This is a genomic window from Rhizobium sp. WSM1328, assembly GCF_057653715.1.
Map to the genome: position 1 here is coordinate 392821 of NZ_JBYGKO010000005.1, position 21415 is coordinate 414235.

A 21415-nucleotide genomic window follows, 5' to 3' on the forward strand; every position below is an offset into this window, starting at 1 on the left:
CTAGCTGAAGCCACGCCGCGATTCGACCTCCTCCGCGTCAGTCCCTTTTTGCGGCGCTGGCGCGCAAAATTCCGGCCGACCGGTTCCGGCGGACGTGCCTCCAACGTCGCCGAAACTTTGCCTTCTCTTTATCGACGATGCTGAAGCTTCATCAAAGCTTGATCTAGCGGTTCGCAGGCAGGTGCTAGGTTCCGCCTCGAGGAACGACGTCTTGTCGTTGGAGGAGACCATGTTCGACAATGCCACGGACTGCAATGTCCGCTTTCTGACCCGCCAGGACCTGCAGTCGGCCGGCGCGGAACTCACGATCGCGGAAATCCATGCAGCCACGGATGCCGCCTGGGCGGATATCAAAAGCGGGAGGACTGTCGGAGGAAAGGCCGTCCTCTCGCTTCCAGAGGAGGAGTTCTGGCAGCGGCAGAGCGTCGCCCCGTTCAGGCGTGACTTCGTCGACGAGCGCCTCGGCTGGAAATTGTCGGCTCTCTATTGCGTCAATCCGACCCATGGCGGCGTCAAGATCATCGGCGCAAACGCCTTCAATCGGCATCTTGGCCTGCCTCGCTCGACGTCGACCTTCGTCCTTTTGGAAAAACGGACGCTTCGGCCCTTGGCGATACTCGACGGGACGGGGATTTCCGCTCTGAGAACCGGCACCTATGCGTCGAAAGTGGCTGAGCTGTTTGTTCGCTGCCGGGTACCTGTGTCGGGCTTCATTTTCGGATCGGGACCCGTCGCCCGAAGTGTGGTCGAGTGCCTTGATTTCGCCTGTTCCGACCTGATCGGAGACATCTTCATCCGCAGCCGATCGATTGAAGGCGTGGAAAGACTGCTGTCGGACTTCGCTGACCGGACGTCGTTTCGGCTTCATGCCGTAACCGACAACCAAAGACTGAAGGAATGCGCCCTGCTGATCACCGCCACGAATGCCCGCCAGCCGCTGTTTGAGGACGAGGAGTTAAACAGGGGGGCTGTGACGCTTCATCTTGGCGGAGACGAAGTGCCCGAAGCCTATCTGCAGCGAGCCTTGAAAAGCGGGACCGTCGTCTGTGACGACATCAAGACGGTCTCGCGCAGGAACTCGCAAAGCATTGCCCTCCACTTCTCCCGAAAAGGGCTTTCTCTGGAGGAGATCGGTCCGTTGCTTGGCGTGAGGGAGCTCTCCGCGCCGAACGACTGGGTCCGGGAGGCGGACACGCCGGTTTGCGTAACCTGCGTCGGCCTGCCGATGCTCGACCTTTATGCCGTGCAAGCGACCTATGAAAAATATCTCGCTCGCACGCAGGAAAACACCTGAAGGGCTGTCTGAGCTTATGAAGACGCCGACAGATCCCATGTACACCACGCACCTCCTCGCCGAGCACGTCCATTCGCTCTCCTCAGCTCCGCCCCCGGTCAGCACCCGTGATACCGCCTTGCGTTGCATTCTCGATCTTATCGGGGCGGCGGTTGCTGGTGCTGCGCTTCAGTGCAGTCGTGCGGCCCGTAATAGCGCTACCGCCCTCTTCGGCAAAGGCGAGGCGGCCATTTGGATGACGGATCGGACCGTGATGCCCATCGCAGCCGTGATCGCCAACGCGACCGCGGCCTCTGCGCTCGACCTGGACGACGGACATCGCGCAGCGCGCGGACATCCGGGCGCCTGTGTCGTTCCCACCGTCTTGACCTTGGCGCCGTTTGCCGGCGTCTCAGCCGATGATGTCCTGTCGGCAATCGTTTCGGGTTATGATGTCGGCGTCAGAGTGGCCGCGGCCCAAAATGCCGAAGGGATTCAGACCCGGCAGTCGGGACGGTGGGCCGCATTGGCCGCGGTTGCGGCAGCGGCGTCACTCTTCAAGGTCGAGCCGGCCTTGATCGCGCAGGCGCTTTCGATCGCCGGCGTGCTTGCCCCCAATCAACAGGCCAATGGAAGTTCAGGCTACTCCCGGCTCACGGGCAATGACGTCAAGGAAGGGATTCCCTGGAGTGCCGCCACCGGTCTTATGGCGCTCGACCTCGCCCGCAACGGCTATACCGGGCCGGAAGATCTCCTCGATCATCCCGGCTATTACGACCGGCAGAGGATACTGGAAGGACTGGGGCAGCGTTTTGAAATTTGCGGCACTTATTTCAAGCCCTATGCCTGTTGCCGCTATATACACCCGGCGCTCGATCGCCTCTTCGATCTTGTGAAGGCTCACGAACTGAGGGCCGCGGACATTGTCTCGGTGGAGGTAGAGACTTTCGGCTGGGCGCTCAAGCTCGGCAACCTGCTTTCGCCCGCGAACCTTGTCGACATTCAATATAGTCTTCCCTATTGCGTCGCCATTGCCGCGATCGAGGGCCGCGGCGCCCTTGCTCCCGTCAGCGAGAGCCTTCTCAATCGGCCGGACCTCACTCACCTCGCGCGTCAGGTGAGGATCACCGTCAATCTTGAGATCGACGCGCTCTTTCCCGCCGAGACTCTGGCGAAGGTGACTGTCGAGACACGGCGGCACAAATACGTCTCGGCACTGGATGGCCCGTCCGGCGATCCCCAGCGTCCGATGGACTGGCGGGCGATCGAAGAAAAGTTTTTGCGCGTCACGCGGCATGTCCTGTCGCCTTCCAAGCAGGGGGCGATCATCGATGGCGTCCTCGGCCTCGCGGCTGGAGAGCTGGACCCACTTCTGCGGCATCTGCGTTCGCCAGGCTAGGACACGGCATCGAGCCGATGCCGACCACTATCCTTGTCGTCAGATGAAACTGACGCAATGACGGGCATTGCCCTCGGCGGTTGACACCCAATTGCGCAAGCGGTCAAAGGCGCCGAGGTCGGCGTCCAACGCCCCGTTAACGGCCCGCTGCCATGGCGTAAGCGTGCAAATCCCCAACCCCCATCGCCGCGTTGAACACCACCAGCTCTCCGTTTGCCACGACATGGCGGACTCGACCGAGATTGTGGTTCTCAACGATGACCACGTCGGCGCGTTTACCCGTTTCCAGCAAGCCACGATCGGCTGCAAGCTCCGGGAGTGTTTTCGAGACGTTGCCGGTCGCAAGCGCGATTGCGGCCGGCAGCAAAAGCTGGCTCTTGCGCACCATTCGCTGGATGGCCGACAGAATACTATCCCAGTCTCCGCCGGCAAAGTCTGTCGATAGGGTATCGACGAGCCCCGCTTCGACCAGAGCATCGATATTTGCGGTGTCATTGCGCCAGCGGGTTTCGATGCAATCGAGCGTCGAGACGTCGATGGCGACGCCGCGCTCCCTCAGTTGCAGCCCGAAACGCACTGCCTCTTCGGGAAGGAACATCGGGTGGTTCGAATGCCCAGCGATGATGCGGGCCTTCGGATATGTCTCCGCAAGCTTCAGCAGCGTCGCCGCGGTGGGTGCCGCATTGTGAAAGATCGCCGGAAAATTGAGTCGTTCAGACGCTGCCGCGATCTCGTCAAAACCCTTCAGTGACAGCGCCACGGGCGGCATCACCGTGTCGCGGATCAGCTTTGTGAGGTCGGACGTACAAATTTTAGCGGCGAGACCGCACTCGATCAGAAGAGCATTGAGTCGCGGAAGATCGGGCAAGCCACGATCGAGATAGCGGCCGAGCACGGCTTCCTTGAGTGCGCGCGCCTCCTTCGGATGGATTGATGTTCCCGTAGCGGCCTCTATAGCCGCAGGTATAAAGCGATAGTCCTGCGCCCCGCCACCAAGCGTCTGCCCGCCGCCTGCTTCTCCGAGTGCCTTTGCGCCTTTGGCGACCATGTCATCGATGCGGGCGATCTTGTGCCGCTCCGATAATCCGCCACCATCAATCGCGATCGCCGCGGCCAGATTGCTCGTGGTATGCGCCGTCGTCAGATGGATATCCATCGCATGGCGCTGGTTCGAGGGGCCATCGATCTCATCCGGCAGCGCTAAGCCGCAGACGTTGAGCAGGGTGGTTGTTCCGGACAGGAGATGTCTGTTTCTGAAGTAGTCGACATCCGTGGGCCGGACGGGCACCGACCCGCTCGGCATGGACGGGCCGTGGATGCACCCATGAGCATGCGCATTGACGATACCGGGAATGACCGTGCATCCGGCGGCGTTGAGGACGACAGCCTCGCTTCGGGCATCGGCCTCACCTGGCGCGACGTCGATGATCCTTGTCCCACGGATGCGCACGACCCCCCGCTCGTGGAGCGTGGTTCCATCGCCGGTGACGATTCGTCCGCCGACGATGACGATTTGAGTCTCAGGGGGCATTTGACGGGGCCTCCGTTTCCGACCAGCCGGTTGCCACGAGCCCATAGCCGACACCGCGAACCGTCCTGATCGGGTCGGTGGGCGCGACCGCCGTCAGTGTCTCACGCAGCCGACCAATGTGAACGTTGATGGTTTTTGGATCGACGAAGACACCTGCCGGCCAGGCTGCCGACGCGAGCTCATGCCTCAGATAGATGCGCCCGGGGTCCTTGAGCAGATGCAGCAGAATGGCGAACTCGAGACGCGGGAGGTGCAACTCGACGCCCCGCCTCCAGACCCGCCGCGCCAGCACATGCATTTCGATGTCGCCGCATGACAATAGCTCCTGCGAAGCGCCTAACTGTGACGAAAGCGGGTGCAATGCGCGCAGGAGGTGGTCCGGTGAAACAGGCCGCACGAAGCTTTCGTCGGCGCCGGCATTGATGAAATCGGCATATTGCCTGGCGGAGTTGGCGCCGACCAGCGCGATGACCTTCAGTCCAGCCGTCGTCGCATCGCCTTTCAAGCTTCCGCAGGCGGAAACCGAATTCGCCACCCTGCCATCGATCACGACGCCCCGCACTCCAGCGGTCCTTGCCGCTGCGATCGCCTCATTCGCGCTGGTCGTCAGGAGCGTCTCAAAGCCGGTCTGCCGAAGTATATGGCGGGCAAACAGGCTGAAATCTGCGTCCGTTGAACCGATGACAATAATCGGCTTCACAGGGCATTCACCGGGGGCTGAGCGGAGTGTGAGGCCGTACGATCCCACGGTGTCTGAGGAAATTCAAATGCTGTGTGCGCCTTGCGTATTAAGAATTATGTCCCGCCTTCCGCGCTGCTTCGCCGATTGATCGTGATTTAGCATGGATGCCCTTCGAGCAGAATTGGAAAGCCCAGGCGAACCCGCGCATCTTCGTTCCATCAGCGACAATCGGAGACGAAAATGAGTGTGGCACGATCGCTCAGCATGAAGAGCTTGGATGATGCTTCGCCTTCACCGTCGAATGGCCCGTCCTCCCCGCAGGCAGGCGTCAGCGGATCTGCCTGTCTCGACTGCGTTGCCTGCCGGCGGCGTCTGTCGGGAAATTGTCCACTGCTTGAACTTCCTGAGCGGCGGCAACAGTCCCGGGCGGGCTCCGGCTGCCGATTGACGAGGTCAGATCGCGTCATTGACGTCTGAAGCACGCCTGTTGCCATCCCCGGTCTATGAGGCGAGGCTGTCAATGCCCGCAAAATTGCAGGTTGGCATCGCCAACCCAACCTGCGATTTCTTCAGCATCGGCGACGTCAATGCACATGCCGATAGCGCGCCAGGAAACTTTGGACGGCGGGAGTGGGATCGGGCACCGGAAAACCGCATCGAGAGAAGAAAACGGAGATCGTGATCGCGGCTGGAGGCGGGGACGTCGGGCAGATGCTATCGGAAGCGATTATCCACAAGGGCATGGTGGCTACGACTGTCACCTTTGCGCGGGCGCGTGCCCTCATCAGCCGGCACCTCTTTGATTTGATGATCCTCGACGCCGTCGTCCGGGCCGAAGATGCGCTTCGTCTGTGCCGGCAAATCCGCGCCGTCAGCACGATCCCGATCATCGCAGTCGTTGCGCAAGGGCGTGAGGACATCATCCTTGCCGCTTTCGAAAGCGGAGCCGATGATTGCATTTCCAGTCCCTTCGGGACCAGGGAAATGATTGCCCGGATCCGCAGCGTGTTGCGACGGGCATCACGTGATCGCGTGATACATAGCCTGTCAAAGCCCTTCCGATTCAATGGGTGGCGCCTCGACTCATGGCAACGCGCATTGCGACGACCGGATGGGACAGTGGTTGACGTGACGGCGGCCGAGTTCGACCTGCTCGTCGTCTTTTGTCAAAACCCCGGCAGGATACTCAGCCGGGAAGAATTGCTTGCCTCCACTCACGCAGGCCTGGCCGGCCCGATTGAACGGAGCATCGACGTCCACATCAGTCGCTTGCGCCACAAGATCGAGGACAATCCCCACAACCCCATCCTCATCAAGACCGTGCGGATGGGTGGCTATTTCTTTGCCGCGGTTGTTGAAGCCGATGGATAGCGAATTTGCCGGGGTAAGTGCTCTTCGGTTAGGGGGCGATGTCACGTTGTTTCATCAACGCCCGGACAAGGCTTTTATCTGGCCTCAGACTGTTGCACCGGCGGCCGATTTTACGCCTCGGTTAGAGAGGGCGACGGCAAGGATGCGTCCACACACGGCAGTGCTTAAGCGCCGCGGCGTTACGTCGAGACGTACTGGCGCGAGCCGGCCCTGCGGTCTGCACTCACGGGCGCCAGCTGAGCGAGGTACGTCGGTCCGTCGGAAAGCCCCGTAATCGGTGGCTGAGCGTTCCGGCGAGTAGGGCGTGACTCACACAGATCTTGCGGGAATGGCTGCTTGTGGCGCGACTATGAACTTTAGGTCATCGCCAATGTCGGCTCCCGGGGGCCAACACGAGGGCGCAAAGCGGTCGTTGAGCGTGAACCGCAGTTGGCATCGAGCGGATGCCGGACCAGCTTCTTCGCCTTGAAGAGATCAGAACCTACGGCCTGTCACTGAAATCGGCTAAATGCTTACACTGTCGCCCGCAATCGCCTAGAAGATCGCTCTGAGCGCTTCGGCGAGCCGGCCGAATTCGCAAAGACTGTGCTGTTTCTAGCAAGCGAAGACTCGTCTTACACAACGGGCAGGGAACTGAGCGGGCGGCCGCTATTCTATCTGAGGAACGCGCCCAAATTCACCAAGCGCTTCTCGCAGCTTAGGCACAGCGAAGTCAATGAACCGACGTCGCTTTAAAGGCATGTTGTTTCGGGTAAGATGGACGATGTGAACCGGGATCGCTTCAACTTCATACTCTTGCAAGATATAGGTCAGCTTTCCCGCTTTGATAGCAGCATCGGCGTCGTGCTCCAGCACGACGGTTGCGCCGATACTGTCAATGCTGCGTCGACGGCAGCGTCCGGCGACGATACCAGCAGCCTGGGCAGCCAGGGCGAGAGGTTGGGGCTATCGAAGACAACGATCATCGAGCCGTGCAAAATGCCCGCCTTGAACGATGTGAGAGGCCTACACCTGATAACTTCATCCAAGTAACGAGATCCCGCGCTCCGAGCATCACTTGAACGCCATATCAAGCGCGCTTAAAAACTCGAGCATGAGGTCATTGACGGCACGCTGGCGCAAAATCCGGGCTTCTCTGATTTCCGTGTCGTCTGCAGCACCTTCAATTTCGAACTGCGCCACGGCAACGTTGCCTTCGCGCAGGTAGCCTTCGTCTGGCTCCGGATCACAAAAACGGGTGAGCAATATCGTCAGTGCACGTTCGATGACCTCCCGATCGCTTCCCTTCAGAGCCTCTTGGAATTTGGCGATTGCACCGGCGAGCCCGCCTTCTCCGTGTTCGAGGCAGTAGACGAGATCGTGCGCATCTTTGCGCTCACGCCGGTGATCAAAGGCAAACACCTTGAGGCATGTGAATGCCACGATATCGGCGTAGGGGATGGATTCTGTCGAGCGGCCTTTTTCACCCAACAGATCAGCGGTGACTTCCATCCGATCGTGGTGCCCGAACACGAGCGACGCGTGAGGGATATTCACCGCAGAAACATTTCCTTCCGTCGGCAGTTCCTGCAATGCGCCACCCCGGAGCTTCGGATCGTCTGCCAAGAACTCCAGAATGACGAGAATGCCGTGCTCGGTCATGGTCTGCCAACGCCAGTTGACCTTATTGCCCTTGTCATTTCGCGCACGCTCGAAACCCATTTTTTTGAGGTTCTGCTCGAGCGTCCGGTATGCCTCGGTGTCGGCGAGGATCGACAGATCGACGACGACATCGATATCGCCGGTTCCTGCATGAGGCGGGACGTCAGGCGGCCTCTTGGTGACGATGTAGCGCGGTGCAAGCCCACCGACCAGAAAGACGGAATCACGCCAGGGGCCGAGGCCGCTGAAGAGCGTAACCAGGACGCGCTCGCAGTCGCGGGTAACATCGGCACTGTATTCAGTCAGTATCTGGGGCTTTGTCATTCGGGTACCGCGAGTTTTGTCAGCCGAAGATGGTCGGCCAGTTCCTTCGAGCGACCGCTGTCAAGCTGCAGGAGGTCGAGGTAAGTTTGAAGTGGATCTGTGACCCAGACATGACCGACCCGTTGGCGAAACAGAAAGTCATGCCGTGGATTAGAGTCTATAACTCCCAGATTCCAACCCTCTTTGACGGCCTTTGCTCCCAGTTTTCGAAGAAGGCTTTCGCCGCCATGATCGATGCGACAATGGATTTGGGATATTTTCGAGAGGTGCGGTGCATGGATCTGCCCGGCCATGAGCCCGGAAATTTCGTAGCGAACTCCCGTCTCATCGCAGATGCGGTCAATCTCATGGATCGCCTCATCGATATTGGTCATCCGCATATAGTACGAGCGGAGCGGCTTCGGCTTGATCGAAGCGACATAGGAAGACCACTCGTCAAGTAGCGCGCGCGGATTGGAGAGTATCCTTTCCTTCGATGGACCGGCACCCTTGGAGCTCACCCATTCGCGGCGCTCTAGATCGATAAGAACCTGGGATGCCGTTGTCGGAGATACGGATGCCCGCTCGGCCAGTTCATGCACACCGAACCATTGGTCCTTAAATGTCCAGACGGCATGGAGGGCCTGTGCGCGACTTCCAACGAACAGATTGTTGAGCGATCGAGCCTGCTGCTTCGAGGCTGGCTTTTCGACGAGAACAAAGAGATTGTCGGCCGAAAGATAGAGACTGCCGCTACGATCGAAATAACCGACCTTCTCCTCGCGCAGGAGTGCACGTGCACCTGGGGAAATGGTATTGGCCATCAATAAGGGGAGAACTCTGGAATTGCCTGGCGGCATGGCGGCAATGTATTTCTTCAGCTGCCAGATTGCTTCCCTGACGTCTCTTGGAAAAGCTGATCTTTTGACCTCGACAACAAGTTTGAGAGGCGCATCAAAAAATCGCGCATCTATAAGGAAATCTGCGTGAGAGTTTCCCATCTGCGGCTCAAACATGGGCTGGGACGTGATTTCCCCGCCTGCCTCCGTGAGGCTAGCCGTCAACTCACTCAACATATCGAAAGCTATGGACTGTTCCAAAGATATTCCCTGCGCAGCAAATATTACCCTTATGCCGCATATCCGCGAAAATGTCTATATGTACTGCGCAGCAAACAAATGAAAACCCCCTGTGCAAGGTCCGGCCTGCGCACGCATTACCAGGTAAGCAAATACCTGATTTGAAATCGAATTCACGTAGCAACGGGATCAAGCGAAACTCATAGGGGGGACCAGCCGACGGCGCATTTCAGCTGCTGGCAATCGGCAACACGGTTGATTTGCCAAACGACCTGAGCCCGCATACTAGTGGTCGAATTCCACATGATCGCCATCGGCGAACTGATCAAGTACCCAGCACACCATCCCCGAAGCAAGCCCCAACCCGCGGGCCTGTGCTACTACAACTGCAAACGTTCCAGGCACGTAAGGGCGGGCGTGAGCCCGGCTCTGTGAACGAGCATGAAGTGGCGCGAACGTTTCAGTGTGCGGTGCCTGGTTTTTCGTTTGCCCTCACAATGGCGTCCGCTTCCGATGAAGGTGGATGGCGAGGGCTGAGCGTTTCTGGTGCGGCGGGACGAAGAGATTTCGGACTGCTGAAAAGACTGAGATGAAACGTTGCAAGCCGCCGGTATATCGAAATCCCTGTATCATTCGTTCTCGTTTTCGAAGTGGCACGTGAGAATTTTCAGAGGACGGTGCTGTCCGCGGGCGCCGCAAGCTCGTCGCGGCCTGCTTGGGGCGAGACAGCGACATTATTAAGTTTTGTTGCTCGGGGCGCCAACAGGTTGCAGGACATTTGTGACACATCTAAACCGATCAGCGCAGACGTCACGCAAATACGTCCAGTTTGAGTTTGAAAATCACCAAGGAACATACTCATTGCTGAACGCCATCGCCGATGCCTTGCCCGGGCCGCCAGTCAGATTTCCAGGGAGCACGTGATCCCATGCATGGAAGTTCGCTTTTCGACAGATTGATCGACGCGACGGTCGCCGCCGCCAACGAACATTCCCTCAAGACGGCATTGAGCGACGTTGCCCGAGCGCATGGATTTGAGCGGTTTGCCTACCTTAATCTCCATACCGCAAAGAGCTTTGCCGTTTCAACCTACCAAAAGGAATGGCAATCGCTCTATTTCTCCCGTTCTTATATGGCCATCGATCCTGTGGTGACCGCAGCCAAGCGACTGAGGCGGGCTTTCAGGTGGTCAGCCGATTTCGAACGCCGGCGCGCGGACGATGGCATCAAGGAATTCTACGATACCGCGGCTGAATTCGGGATTCGGTCAGGTCTGTCGATCCCCATCTGGACGGGGTTTGGCCAGTTTGCCATCTTGACGCTGGCCTCAGCCAGGCACCTGGAGACCTCGGGACCGGACGATCTCGACACGGTCGGCGCAGCTGGCGCGGCGGCACTGATCCATGCCCGGCTCCAGGGTACGACCACGCCGACCCAAAGACCGGACTTCATCTTTTCCGATCGCGAGGCGCTTTGCCTGCGATGGGCGGCCGAAGGCCTTCCGATGCACTCCATCGCCGATGTGACGGGCCTGACCTATCACACCGTGCGCTGGGACCTCGATCGGGTAAAGGCCAAGCTTGGCGTCTACACCCAGAAACAGGCCGTGGCGGTCGCAAGCCGGTTCGGGCTGATCTGACGGGCCTAGCTGGCGCGCGTATAGATCAGTTGCGATAAGGGCCTGGGAAAACGACGTCCTGGTCGACCAGCACGTTGAACTTGTAGCCGGGTCTGATTTGAAGTGTCGGCTGGACGTCGAGGTTTTTGCCCACGCTCCGTTCGGATAACCGTCCGAAAACATCCGCGAAATTCCGCCGGGCAGCGTCCGAGGCGGTATCCTCCGTCGAACTCTCCGGCATGGCCATATCGACCCCTGTGCCGATAAGAGCGATGAGAACCGCCGAACCGAACGTTTGAAGGTAATGTCGGTCGACTTGGTCTCGAAAGCCGCCGTAGCCTTCAGCGTCGGTCCCCGCCATGCCGCCGAGCTGAAGGGTCGAGCCGTTGGGAAAGATGATATCGGTCCACACGACCAGCACGCGCGACTGACCGAAAGAGATCTTGTGATCGTAGCGGCCAAAGAGCTTGGCACCTTGCGGGACGAGCAACTGGTGGCCGGTGGCGCTGTCGTAGACATTCTGGCTTGTCTGGGCGGTAATCCGCCCCGGAAGATCGGAGCTTATGCCGGTAATCAGCGTGGCGGGGATGACCGAACCGCGTTTCAGCTCGTAGCGTGAAATCTGAGGCGCCACCTTGTTCGGCAGATAGCCGAGATCCTTGATGTCTTGGTTGAAGAATGATTCTTTCGCTGACTGCATGTTGGGATCGCCGTTTTGCCCTGAAAGTCCTGCCTGCATCGCCGCAGCGTACAGGTCTGAGGCCCCGCCAGGTGTTTTTGCGCTTTGGGTATTCGCCTGCGTCGTATCGGCGGCGGAAAGATCCTTTAGACTGACATCGACGGCAAGTGGTGAATCAAGTGCTGCGGCTTTGGCTTGAAGACTTGCCATTTGCTGGCGATGGCGCTCCCGCAGGAATTGCTCTCGCTGCTCACGCCCGAGGCGGGCAAGCCATTCCTCCTCCGGCTCGAGACCGGGCTTATTGCGCGCCCTTTCGGTCTTTTCGGTTTCGACCGTGTGTTGCGACTTCTCCTCTTGCCTGTTGCTGACCGGTGCCGGCTGATAGATCTGTGTCTGCTCGGGATCGCCGATGATGGCATCCTTGACGCCTCGCTTCAGCTGATCGGCATAAGTGGAGGCCGACGCATTCGAGGCCTGACCAATGCCATCCGCCCCTTGAAAATAAAACCCGCGGGACGAAAGACCGTAGCTGATCACGCCGAGAAAGAGCACGATCAGGGCGATGGCGATGATGATCGGGATGCGGTTCAGCCGCTTGTTGCTGCTGTCCTTGTTTGAAGCGCCGCCAAGCTGAAGCGATTGGACCACCCCCCTCTCCTCCCCTAATTGCGCCTGACAGAGACGGGGCTGGCCGGCGATGCGCCGGTCGCGCTAGTGGCGTAAGCCCGCGCGAGTTCAATCGAACCTGCCGATATCGAAACAAGCGCCTGCCCCTCAAGGTCGTCGACGCCATAGGTTAGGGCGACCATGCGTTTCGTCTCGTCGAGCTTCTGCTCCGTCACGACCTCGTAGCCCCATGCCTTCAGGGCGGCTTCCATGGCCTGCCCGAAGGGCGTGGCGTCCTCGTTAAATTTGACCTTGTTGATCCCCGGGCCCACCTGTTCCGCAAGCCGACCGACCATGTCGCCTGCGATCGCACTGGCGGCAGGGTCGGAGAGGTCGCGCGAGACTGAGCTAGCGGTAGGGCCGTCGGTGGCGGTCGTGCAGCCTGCAAGCAGGCACCCGATGACGGATAGTAGGAGGCTTCGCATGGTCACCCTCCCCTGCGAATGGTGATCTTCTGTTTGTGCTTTCCAACACCGGAGATGAGAACCGCGCGGTCGATATTATAGTCCACTACCATCATGTCGTTCTTCATACGGTAGTTGACGACCCGATTTTGGCCGCCTGAGACGACAAAAAGCACCGGCGCGTCCTGACCGGCGATCGAGCGGGGAAACTGGATGTAGGTCTTCAGGCCGTCCGAATAGACGCGCATGGGCTTCCACGAGGCTTTGCCGCTAACCGAATAGGCGAAGGTCAATTGCTCCGACGGGACGCCTGCTCCCGGCGTCCTTCCAGCTTCGAGACGGGCGTTGACATCGGCAAGCTTGCTCGACACATCCTCCGGATAGTCGAAGCCGACGCGCGCCATGTACTGGCTCGTGTGTGATTTGAGCTGGATATGATAGGTCCGGCGCGAGGTCGTCACCACCATGGAGGTGACGAGGCCTGGTTCCGACGGTTTGACGATGAGGTGGATCGCCTGGCCGCCCGCGGCGCCGGACGTTGCCGGTTCGACCTTCCATCGAACGGTGTCGCCGACAAGCACATCGCGAACGACCTCGCCGCCCTGAAGCTCGATGTCGCAGACCTGCAGCGGCGAACACACCACCGACGGCTGAGTTTCTCCAAACAGGAAGATGACCTTTCCATCCGCCCCCTTGGTGACGAGCCCCGTGCCCCCGCGCCACTTTCCTGAGAGGTTCGCGCCCTTTGCTTCGTTTGCGGTCATGCTCTGCGCCTTGGCTTCGTTTGTCGCAAAGACGACGACCCAGGCGCAGCCAAGGGCCGCGAGATATGTTGCTCTTCTCATCGACGTATCCCTGTCCTCAAAGCTGCGCGGTCCACTCGAAGTCTTTCAGATAAAGACCGATCGGATTAAGCCTGATCACGCCCTCGTCCTGTGGTGCCGTCAGCGTAACGGTCGCAATCCCGCGGTATCGGCGTGTTCCGGTTTCCTTTCCCTTCCGATCGCGCTCGAACTCCGTCCAGTCGATCTGGTAGGACTGGTTGGAGAGGGCGACGATGTTGCTGACTTCGATCGCAACTGTCGCGTTCTTGGCTTTCTCGAACGGCGAATTGCCGCGGAACCAGGCGTTGATTTTCTCGGTCGACGGATCGGATGTCCGAAGCAGCGCATACGTCCGATCGATGTATTGCTTTTGAACGACGGCGTCTGGCGTCACCGACCGGAAGCTCGTGACGAAGCCACCGAGCGTGGCGCGAACCACCCGCGGGTCGGCATATTCGATCTGCTGAGGAAAACCCGCGCTGACCGAGGTCCCAAGCTTGTCGACCTCGACGATATAGGGGACGAGTTTGACCTGCGTGCTCAAATAGAGCGCATAGACGAAGCCGATCACGGCCATTGCCAGTGCGATCATGCCGACAACGCGCCAGGCCGCCGCCGCCCTGACATAGGAACCATATCGTTCGTTCCATTCCTGCCTGGCGGCGAGATATGGGTTCTCAGGGGCGCGTTGCATTGCCATCGACCGATCCTTGCGGTGATTATTTTTTGTCGTCGCGGAGCGGCGACGGGCGTAAACCGCCGCGTGCCTGCGCCTGATCGAGTTTCGCATTGGCGAGGCCAAGAAGAGAGCTGGCATGGGCGCCGGGTGAGCCGATCGCCTTTTCCTTGGCCGCGGATCCGACCGCTTCGCCCGTCGCGCTCAATCCCGCACCCACGCCGCGCAAGGCAGCGCCCGCTATGGACGCACCCTCGGCACGCGCAGCACGCGCGGCGGCAAAGCCCGCGCTGGCGCCACCGCCAGCTAGAATCCCTGCGCCCAGTGCGAATGATCCCGCCTGCCCGCCATGGCGGATCACCTCCATGCCGCCGCTGACGGAGACGCCTTGGACGACACCCTGCAGAATGTTTGGGACGTAGATTGATATCATGAAGACGACAACTGATAGGCCAGCGATCGCCAGGCTGGTGATGAGTTGCTGTTCAGCCGCGACCGACACCTCGGCCAAGCCGATGAGAACCTCCGAGCCGATGCGCGCAATCATTACCAGTGCCATCAGCTTCATACCGACTGAAAACGCATAGACGAGATATTTGACCGCGAAGTCCTTGGTGAAGGATGAACCACCTAATCCAAGCATGATCATGCCGGCCAACAAGCCTACATACATTTCGACGATGACAGCGACGAACACCGCGGCGACGAGCGAGAACGCGATGACGACAACAACCATGGCGAAGACGGCGGCAATAGCCAGAGAGTTGTCCTCAAAGAGGCCGAACTGGACCTGTTCGGACATTTTGTCCGCGACCTCTATGCCAGCGTCGAAGATCGCGGCCGGAGAAGCGGAGCCACCTTCCGCGCCCAACTGATATAGGCTGTCCACCACCGCCTTGGCGAGGGCTGGTCCCCGATCCAGGATAAAGGCAAAGAGACCGACGAACATGATCCGGCGAACGAGTTCCGCGAACCAACTATCCAGTGACGCAGCTTGCAGCGCCAGCCATACGGCTGCTATTCCAATTTCTATCCCAGCCAGGATCCAAAAGAGCGACCGAGCTGCCCGTGACACCGTCGACTCCCAATCCTTCGCGGCACTGACCACCTGGTTTTCCAACGTCGAGAGCGCCGATCCTTGCTGGGCGAAGGCTGGCCCTACCGCCACGATCGCAAGGCCGATCGCAAGCATGATCAATCCGAGTGTTCGTCCTGAGTTTACCACCTTGTCCGCATCTCCTGTCCTTGCCTCAGATGCCGTTTCGTCAACGGCTTAAAGAAATCCTCAGGCGTTGTTCGGCGGCTGTCGCGGTCGTCGAGGCAGGATGGGAATGCGTGTCCACCATGATGAGGACCGCTGCGGTGGCCACTCCAACCGTACCCACGCGGAAGGCAATGATCGCGACAGGGCTCACCAGCGCGGCTCCATCATTTGTCCATCTGGGATTCCTCTTCCCGCGGGTTCGAAAAACTTCTCTCTTCTCTTCTGCGCCAGGTCCTTGTCGGTCTGGTTTGCCTGCAGCCAGGTGCCCATCATCGTCATTTGCTGGGAAAGTAGACCGCGCAGCTTCTGCATCTGGGCGACCTGCTGCGCCGCGATCTGGTGGCCGACCTGCAGGGCCTTCATCTGCCCATCCGCGCTTTGGGACATCGAGCGGAGTGAGGCCATGGTGGATTCTTCGGTCTCGAACTGGTCCGCCGTCAGGCTTGCGGCGTTCAAACTGCCCGCGATCGTGTCACGGTTGGTGTCGGACCAAGACTGATAGGTCGAGGAGAAGCTCGTCCCGTCCGACAGACTGGTCTTGAGATCCGCATAGCTCGGGAAGCGCTGTTTGAGGATATCGTCGGCGTTGCCCATGGAAAACGCGATCCCCTGCCCTTGCGAGACGACACTCTGCAGGCGCTTGAGGTCGCTCTCGACTTCGCCCCAGATGTGGTTGGGCAGCTGCGCTGTATTCTGCAGCATGTTTTGGTAGATTTTCAGCTGGTTCTGGATCTGCTCGGCGAGCTGGCTGATCTGGGTAAGCTGGTTTTCGACCTGGACGCTGGAGCTTTCGAGCAACTTGATCAGCTCGGCATTGTTGGCAAGTTGTGTCCATTCCGTTGCAGCGCCCGTCGCGCTGCCGGCGTTTGCAGGATCAGGCAGAACGAGCGCGCTTGACAGGGCTGCGACCATCAGAAGCCTATGCGTCTTTGAGAAGCGATGCAGCATCCTTGATCCCTCTTTTGTGGAGCCAGTGCAGCGGCCATTCAGGGCCATGTTCTTCATGAAGCGCACGGATGTGCTTCAAGTCGTCCTTACTCGAGGCGCCCACGAACGACAGCGTCAGCGGGCCAAGAGCCATGTCGAACAGGCGGCGCCCTTCGGGTGACGCGACGTAATATTCCCGTTTCGGTATGGCGGTCGCGACGATCTCGATCTGCCGTCGGTTAAAGCCGATCCGCTCATAGAAATCGCGGGTCCCGGTCTCGCGGGCTGCCCCATTCGGCAGGCAGATTTTCGTTGGGCAGCTCTCTTTCAGGACGTCGATGATGCCAGAGCGTTCGGCATCCGAGATCGACTGGGTGGCAAGCAACACCGCGCAATTGGCTTTGCGCATCACCTTGAGCCATTCCCGGATTTTGTCGCGGAACACGGGATGACCGAGCATCAGCCAGGCCTCGTCGAGGACGATGAGGCTTGGCGCGCCGGTTAGGCGTTTTTCGATGCGGCGGAAGAGATAGGTGAGCACCGGCACGAGATTGCGCTCGCCCATGTTCATGACCTGCTCGATTTCAAACGTCTGAAATAGCCCCAGTGCGAGGCCGTCGGTCTCGGCATCGAGCAACTGGCCCATCGGGCCGTCGACGGTGTAGTGATGGAGAGCATCCTTGATCTCGCGCATCTGAACGCCACTGACGAAATCCGAGATCGACCGACCCGGAGCCCCGTCCATCAGGCCGATCTGGCGGGAGATGGCGTTGCGGTGATCGGGCGTGATCGAGATGCCCTGCATCGCCACCAAGCTTTCGATCCACTCGGACGCCCAGGCACGATCGCCGTCCGACGACAGTTCGGACAGCGGGCAAAAGGAGAGCCCGGTGTCTTCGTCGCCGCCGATCTCGTAGTGATCGCCGCCGCAAGCAAGTGTCAGCGGCAGCATCGAACGGCCTTTGTCGAAGGCGAAGATCTGGGCGTTCTCGTAGCGGCGGAACTGTGCAGCGATCAGCGCAAGGAGCGTCGACTTTCCTGAGCCGGTGGGACCGAACACCAGGGTATGGCCGACGTCATCGACATGAAGGTTGAGCCGAAAGGGCGTCGAGCCGGTCGCGACCTGCATCAGCGGTGGTGAATCGGGTGGGTAAAACGGGCAAGGTGCCTGCGGATTTCCGGACCAGACGGAGTTGAGCGGGATGAGATCGGAGAGATTGCGCGTGTTGATCAGCGGCTCGCGAATGTTGCAATACCAGTTTCCAGGCAGGCTCCCCAAATAGGCGTCGGTCGCATTCAGCGTCTCGATTCGTGCGCCAAAGCCCTCGGCCTGGATGAGACGCCGGATCGCTTCCGTCTTTTCGTTAAGTCGTTCCGCATCGTTGTCGAACAGCACGACGACCGGCGTGTAATATCCATAAGCGACGAGCTGTGACGATGCTTGTGCGATTGCATCCTCGGTCTCGGCGACCATCGATATTGCGTCCTGGTCGACCGAACGGCTTTGCGTCTGGAAAAGTTGGTCGAAGAAAGGTCGAACCTTCTGCAGCCACTTCTTGCGGGTCCGCTCAAGGCGTACCCTCGCCTCCTCGGCGTCGAGGAAAATGAAGCGCGACGACCATCGATAGCCAAGCGGCATCGCATCCAGGCTGTTCAGGATGCCCGGCCAGCTTTCGGATGGAAGGCCGTCGATTGCCACCACGCCGAGAAAACGGTCCTCCACCTTGGGAGCAAGACCGTGCTGAAGCTCGGCGGTCACGATCCAGTCGATATACATTGGGATATCGGGAAGTCGGACAGGGTGGTTCTCGCCCGTCACGCAAAAGCGGACGAATTGTAGCAGTTCGTCATAGCGAGCAACGCACGCGCCGCCGCGCTCGGCGGTCTCCCGGGTCAGCATTCGCCTGATGGAAATGATATTGGCGAGATACTGTTCGACTTCCCGGATCGCATTGCGGAAGATGAAGAGCACGGTGTCGGCATAGGATTGCTTTCGACTGTCTTCGTCGGAATAGATGTACTTGCTGAGCCTCGATCGACGCTGCTCGGTCGGCCGATAGGTGGCGATGATGGCATGACGGCTTTCGAAATGCCCCTGCTCGCGCTCGAAGTGGGCTCGTCGTTCCTCGTCGATCGCCTGCGTCACCCGATCGGGGAAATGCGATTTCCCAGCCGAGGCGTAGTCGACCGTTGCGAGCCGCACCGCCTCTACCTGGATCATCCAACCGGACCCGAGACGTGACAATATGGCGTTGATCTGGCGCGACACCTCGTTCCGTTCGAAATCGGTGGAGCTTTCGGAATCAGGCCCGGCAAAATACCAGCCAGCCATCAGTGAGCCATCCTTGAGCAGGATGATCCCGTTATCGACAAGCCCTGCGTAGGGGACGAGATCGGCGAAGGACGGCGCCGTGTGCCGGAAAGCGCGAAGGGATACCATCTTTGCCCCTCAGTAACGTCGCCAGGGGGAGGACGTGGCCCTGTAGGAGGGTCTGTAGGCCATGTGGCGGATATACACGCGTCGCATCAGCGGATCGGCCTTTGCCATCATTCTCAACGCTGCGACGATGACGGTCCACAGCGCCGCACCAAACAGCGCGGAATAGATCGTCAGGACGACAAAGATCAGGATGATCGCCGCAAGTCCCGTGATCAGAACCAGTTCCCGGTCCGCACCCATCAGGAGGTTGGGGCGCGAAAGCGCGCGATGTATGGGATTGCGCTGCAAGGTGGTCGCCTCAACCGCCATTACCTGCCCTCCCCTCTTCGCCATCGCGGGCCTTCAGCTTGTGATCGGCAATGCCGATAGAGGCGCCGGTCGCGCCAAAAAGGGCGACGATCTGGGTCGCGCCAAGCAGAATGCCGGCAACGAGCACCACGTACATGAGCCGGCGTGCGAAGTCGTTGAGTTCTCCGCCGAAGATCAACATGCCGCCTGCGATTGCGACAGCAGCAAGCGCGATAAACCCGGCAACCGGACCGGTGATCGATTCTTGGATTTGTTGAAGAGGATCTTCCCAGGGCAGGCCGCCGCCCGAACTTGCCCAAGCCGGGTCGGCAAGGATGAAGGCCAATACAAGCGCGATGGCGGCGAGGTCTATCGAGCGTTCAAGCCGCATGCTGCAGGTCTCCACGAGTCTCGAGCTGATACTCGCCGCCTATAAAGCCATGAACGCGCAGGATGTCGCTGACGCGGCGGCCTTTTGGGGTTCGATCGATCGAGATGATCAGGTCGACTGCCTCGCCTATGACTGCTTGTACCGGTTGCCTGCTCACCTCGGCGGTCAGTTGCTCCAGCCGTCGAAGCGCCGATTGCGCGGTATTTGAATGGATGGTCGCCACGCCCCCGGGATGGCCCGTGTTCCAGGCCTTGAGCAGAGTGAGCGCTGCGCCGTCGCGAACCTCGCCGACGATGATCCTGTCCGGCCGCAATCTCATCGTGCTCTTCAGGAGTTGCGCCATGTCGACACGATCGCTTGTGCGCAATGCGACCGCGTTGCTGGCGGCGCATTGGATCTCGACCGTGTCCTCCAGAATGACCAATCGGTCGTTCGGAGCCTGCTCGGCGATCGCTGCGACGACAGCATTGGTCAGGGTCGTCTTGCCGGACCCTGTCCCCCCGCAGATGACCATGTTCCACCGCTTATCTATCGCCTGGCGGATCATGAGGGCCTGACCGGCCGTCATGGCGCTGCTTGTCAGATAGTCTTCGAGCCGGATGCGCTGCGACGCCCGCCGGCGGATCGAAAAACACGGCGCGGGGACGATCGGGGGCAGCAGGCCCTCGAAACGATGGCCGCCAAGGGGCAGTTCACCGGAGACGATCGGCTTTCGGTCGCCCACCTCGGTATTCAACACGTGTGCAACGCAGCCGATGGCGACCTCGGCGGCGCGCTTGTCCATTTGGCCGGTATGGACGATCCCGCGTCCCAGACGCTCCACGAACAGATTTCCGTCGGGGTTCAGCATGATTTCGACGACGCTCGGGTCGTTGAGGGCAAGGCAAAGTTCCTCGCCAAGGGCGTCCTCGAGTTTGCGGATAAGGCGCGGCAGCGCCAGGTTGGGTATCGACATCGCGGCTGCCTGCTTATGCCGCATGCTGGCGCCGCGCACCGAATGCGGAGCGGTAGGCGTGCGGTCGGACCCGTTCGAAGTTCTCCCACTTGACCGGCAGGATGCCGGCCACGCTCAGCGTCTCGTTGATCATGATCGGCTGACCAAGGCGCTGCATCGGCCAGCCGGCGCGCCGCAAGATTCGCTCGAAGCGAACATCGGTGGCTGTTGCGATTTCGCGGTAACCGTGATGGAGGCACCATTCGAGGATGCCTGCGAACATGCCGAACGTGACGTCGCTCAGGCCCCCTTCCCCGGCCCCACGGGAACCCGCGGTATCGACGCAAAAACGAGAGCTTTCGATCATGGCCGGATCGGCGTCGAGCCGTCCTGCCGAAAGAAGCTGCGGGAAGACCTGCTGCAGCATGGTAGGACCGATGGCCGGCAGCAGCCGTGCGCAGCCGATCACCACATCGCCATCCGATAGGGCAAGAATATAGGTCGGCCCGAATTCGTCGAATTGATCGCGCTCCCGCCCGTTGGACCTGGACACGTTCCAGGCGAGACGGTCGGCGAAAACACGCGACCGCAGCCGGTACATTTGATCGAGAAGTGCTGCGTCCTTGCGCGATTTTGTCGTCTTGAGTGCTATCAGCTTCATCATCCCACTCCGCAATTAGGCTGGTCTGCGGATGCTGGTTTGCGGAAAGCGGCGGGTTGGTTCCAGTCGCAAATCTGCGAGTCGCGCATCGGTCAGGGCCGATGGTGACGCCGGGTTGGGCGCCGGGACGGTCGGCCCATATTGGGCCGCACCCGCAAAACTGCGGGTACAGAGACGGGCGCTGGAGGCCGCGGGATCGTCTTAAGCATATGAAAAATATGGTGAAGGCCAGCAACAGGTTGCCGGCAGCGGGTCATTCGTTAAGTTTTCGTTAACCAAAGAACATTTGACGACTCAGGCGAGAACTGCAACCCTTGCGACGGAAAATGCGCGATGATCGGTGAAAAACCGTCGCGAGGTGAAA

At 59.9% G+C, this 21415-nt stretch carries 20 protein-coding genes and 1 pseudogene; 5 read left to right on the plus strand and 16 right to left on the minus strand.

Annotated features, from left to right (window positions below; all coding sequences use genetic code 11):
• Positions 1-229 precede the first annotated feature (229 nt).
• The gene (locus tag AC2444_RS36315; RefSeq protein WP_012760256.1) at positions 230-1294 is read left to right on the plus strand and encodes an ornithine cyclodeaminase; all 1065 of its coding nucleotides are present in this window, start codon (positions 230-232) and stop codon (positions 1292-1294) included.
• 16 nt (positions 1295-1310) lie between these two features.
• Positions 1311-2672: an MmgE/PrpD family protein gene (locus AC2444_RS36320; RefSeq protein ID WP_012760255.1), complete on the plus strand. Its 1362-nt coding sequence runs from the start codon at positions 1311-1313 to the stop codon at positions 2670-2672.
• Positions 2673-2808: 136 nt separating this feature from the next.
• Here AC2444_RS36320 and AC2444_RS36325 read toward each other — a convergent pair whose 3' ends face one another.
• Entirely contained in the window at positions 2809-4203 is a 1395-nt protein-coding gene (locus AC2444_RS36325; RefSeq protein WP_012760254.1) for an amidohydrolase family protein, read from the minus strand.
• Positions 4193-4903 (minus strand): winged helix-turn-helix transcriptional regulator, encoded by a 711-nt coding sequence (locus AC2444_RS36330; RefSeq protein ID WP_041935850.1) that lies wholly within the window; start codon positions 4901-4903, stop codon positions 4193-4195. Before AC2444_RS36330 ends, AC2444_RS36325 begins: the two co-directional genes overlap by 11 nt.
• Positions 4904-5515: 612 nt before the next feature.
• Here AC2444_RS36330 and AC2444_RS36335 point away from each other — a divergent pair.
• Positions 5516-6256: a response regulator transcription factor gene (locus AC2444_RS36335; protein WP_041935849.1), complete on the plus strand. Its 741-nt coding sequence runs from the start codon at positions 5516-5518 to the stop codon at positions 6254-6256.
• 756 nt (positions 6257-7012) lie between these two features.
• Positions 7013-7288, plus strand: a complete 276-nt coding sequence (locus tag AC2444_RS36340; protein WP_017997457.1) for a hypothetical protein — start codon at positions 7013-7015, stop codon at positions 7286-7288.
• Positions 7289-7309: 21 nt separating this feature from the next.
• On the opposite strand, the gene AC2444_RS36345 is transcribed toward AC2444_RS36340, so the two are convergent.
• The 3 genes and pseudogenes from AC2444_RS36345 to AC2444_RS36355 all read right to left on the minus strand — a co-directional run.
• On the minus strand, positions 7310-8221 hold the full coding sequence (locus AC2444_RS36345; RefSeq protein WP_012760251.1) for a nucleotidyltransferase family protein: 912 nt from the start codon (positions 8219-8221) through the stop codon (positions 7310-7312).
• Positions 8218-9300: a hypothetical protein gene (locus AC2444_RS36350; protein ID WP_012760250.1), complete on the minus strand. Its 1083-nt coding sequence runs from the start codon at positions 9298-9300 to the stop codon at positions 8218-8220. Before AC2444_RS36350 ends, AC2444_RS36345 begins: the two co-directional genes overlap by 4 nt.
• A 471-nt stretch (positions 9301-9771) precedes the next feature.
• Positions 9772-9951: pseudogene (locus tag AC2444_RS36355) on the minus strand (IS6 family transposase); the annotation flags it as partial.
• A gap of 256 nt (positions 9952-10207) precedes the next feature.
• On the opposite strand from AC2444_RS36355, the gene AC2444_RS36360 reads away from it, so the two are divergent.
• On the plus strand, positions 10208-10918 hold the full coding sequence (locus tag AC2444_RS36360) for an autoinducer binding domain-containing protein (RefSeq protein WP_012760249.1): 711 nt from the start codon (positions 10208-10210) through the stop codon (positions 10916-10918).
• A gap of 25 nt (positions 10919-10943) precedes the next feature.
• Here AC2444_RS36360 and trbI read toward each other — a convergent pair whose 3' ends face one another.
• The 11 genes from trbI to traI all read right to left on the minus strand — a co-directional run bounded on the left by trbI (position 10944) and on the right by traI (position 21051).
• On the minus strand, positions 10944-12224 hold the full coding sequence (gene trbI, locus AC2444_RS36365; RefSeq protein WP_012760248.1) for an IncP-type conjugal transfer protein TrbI: 1281 nt from the start codon (positions 12222-12224) through the stop codon (positions 10944-10946).
• Positions 12225-12238: 14 nt separating this feature from the next.
• Positions 12239-12667: a conjugal transfer protein TrbH gene (trbH, locus tag AC2444_RS36370; RefSeq protein ID WP_012760247.1), complete on the minus strand. Its 429-nt coding sequence runs from the start codon at positions 12665-12667 to the stop codon at positions 12239-12241.
• A gap of 2 nt (positions 12668-12669) precedes the next feature.
• Positions 12670-13491, minus strand: coding sequence for a P-type conjugative transfer protein TrbG (gene trbG / locus AC2444_RS36375; protein ID WP_012760246.1), 822 nt, complete (start codon positions 13489-13491; stop codon positions 12670-12672).
• A 16-nt stretch (positions 13492-13507) separates the two neighbouring features.
• On the minus strand, positions 13508-14170 hold the full coding sequence (locus AC2444_RS36380) for a conjugal transfer protein TrbF (RefSeq protein WP_012760245.1): 663 nt from the start codon (positions 14168-14170) through the stop codon (positions 13508-13510).
• A 19-nt stretch (positions 14171-14189) separates the two neighbouring features.
• Entirely contained in the window at positions 14190-15338 is a 1149-nt protein-coding gene (trbL, locus tag AC2444_RS36385; RefSeq protein WP_012760244.1) for a P-type conjugative transfer protein TrbL, read from the minus strand.
• Between the two features lie 219 nt (positions 15339-15557).
• Positions 15558-16358, minus strand: a complete 801-nt coding sequence (trbJ, locus tag AC2444_RS36390) for a P-type conjugative transfer protein TrbJ (protein WP_012760242.1) — start codon at positions 16356-16358, stop codon at positions 15558-15560.
• Positions 16330-18777 carry a conjugal transfer protein TrbE gene (locus AC2444_RS36395; protein WP_012760241.1) on the minus strand — a complete coding sequence of 816 codons (2448 nt, stop codon included), beginning with the start codon at positions 18775-18777 and terminating at the stop codon, positions 16330-16332. The genes trbJ and AC2444_RS36395 overlap by 29 nt, the downstream gene beginning before the upstream one ends.
• A 9-nt stretch (positions 18778-18786) precedes the next feature.
• Complete coding sequence (locus AC2444_RS36400) at positions 18787-19086, minus strand: conjugal transfer protein TrbD (RefSeq protein ID WP_012760240.1); 300 nt, start codon at positions 19084-19086, stop codon at positions 18787-18789.
• Positions 19076-19456, minus strand: coding sequence for a TrbC/VirB2 family protein (locus AC2444_RS36405; protein WP_012760239.1), 381 nt, complete (start codon positions 19454-19456; stop codon positions 19076-19078). Before AC2444_RS36405 ends, AC2444_RS36400 begins: the two co-directional genes overlap by 11 nt.
• The gene (gene trbB / locus AC2444_RS36410; protein WP_012760238.1) at positions 19446-20411 is read right to left on the minus strand and encodes a P-type conjugative transfer ATPase TrbB; all 966 of its coding nucleotides are present in this window, start codon (positions 20409-20411) and stop codon (positions 19446-19448) included. Before trbB ends, AC2444_RS36405 begins: the two co-directional genes overlap by 11 nt.
• A gap of 13 nt (positions 20412-20424) precedes the next feature.
• The gene (gene traI, locus AC2444_RS36415) at positions 20425-21051 is read right to left on the minus strand and encodes an acyl-homoserine-lactone synthase (protein ID WP_012760237.1); all 627 of its coding nucleotides are present in this window, start codon (positions 21049-21051) and stop codon (positions 20425-20427) included.
• Positions 21052-21415: the final 364 nt, after the last annotated feature.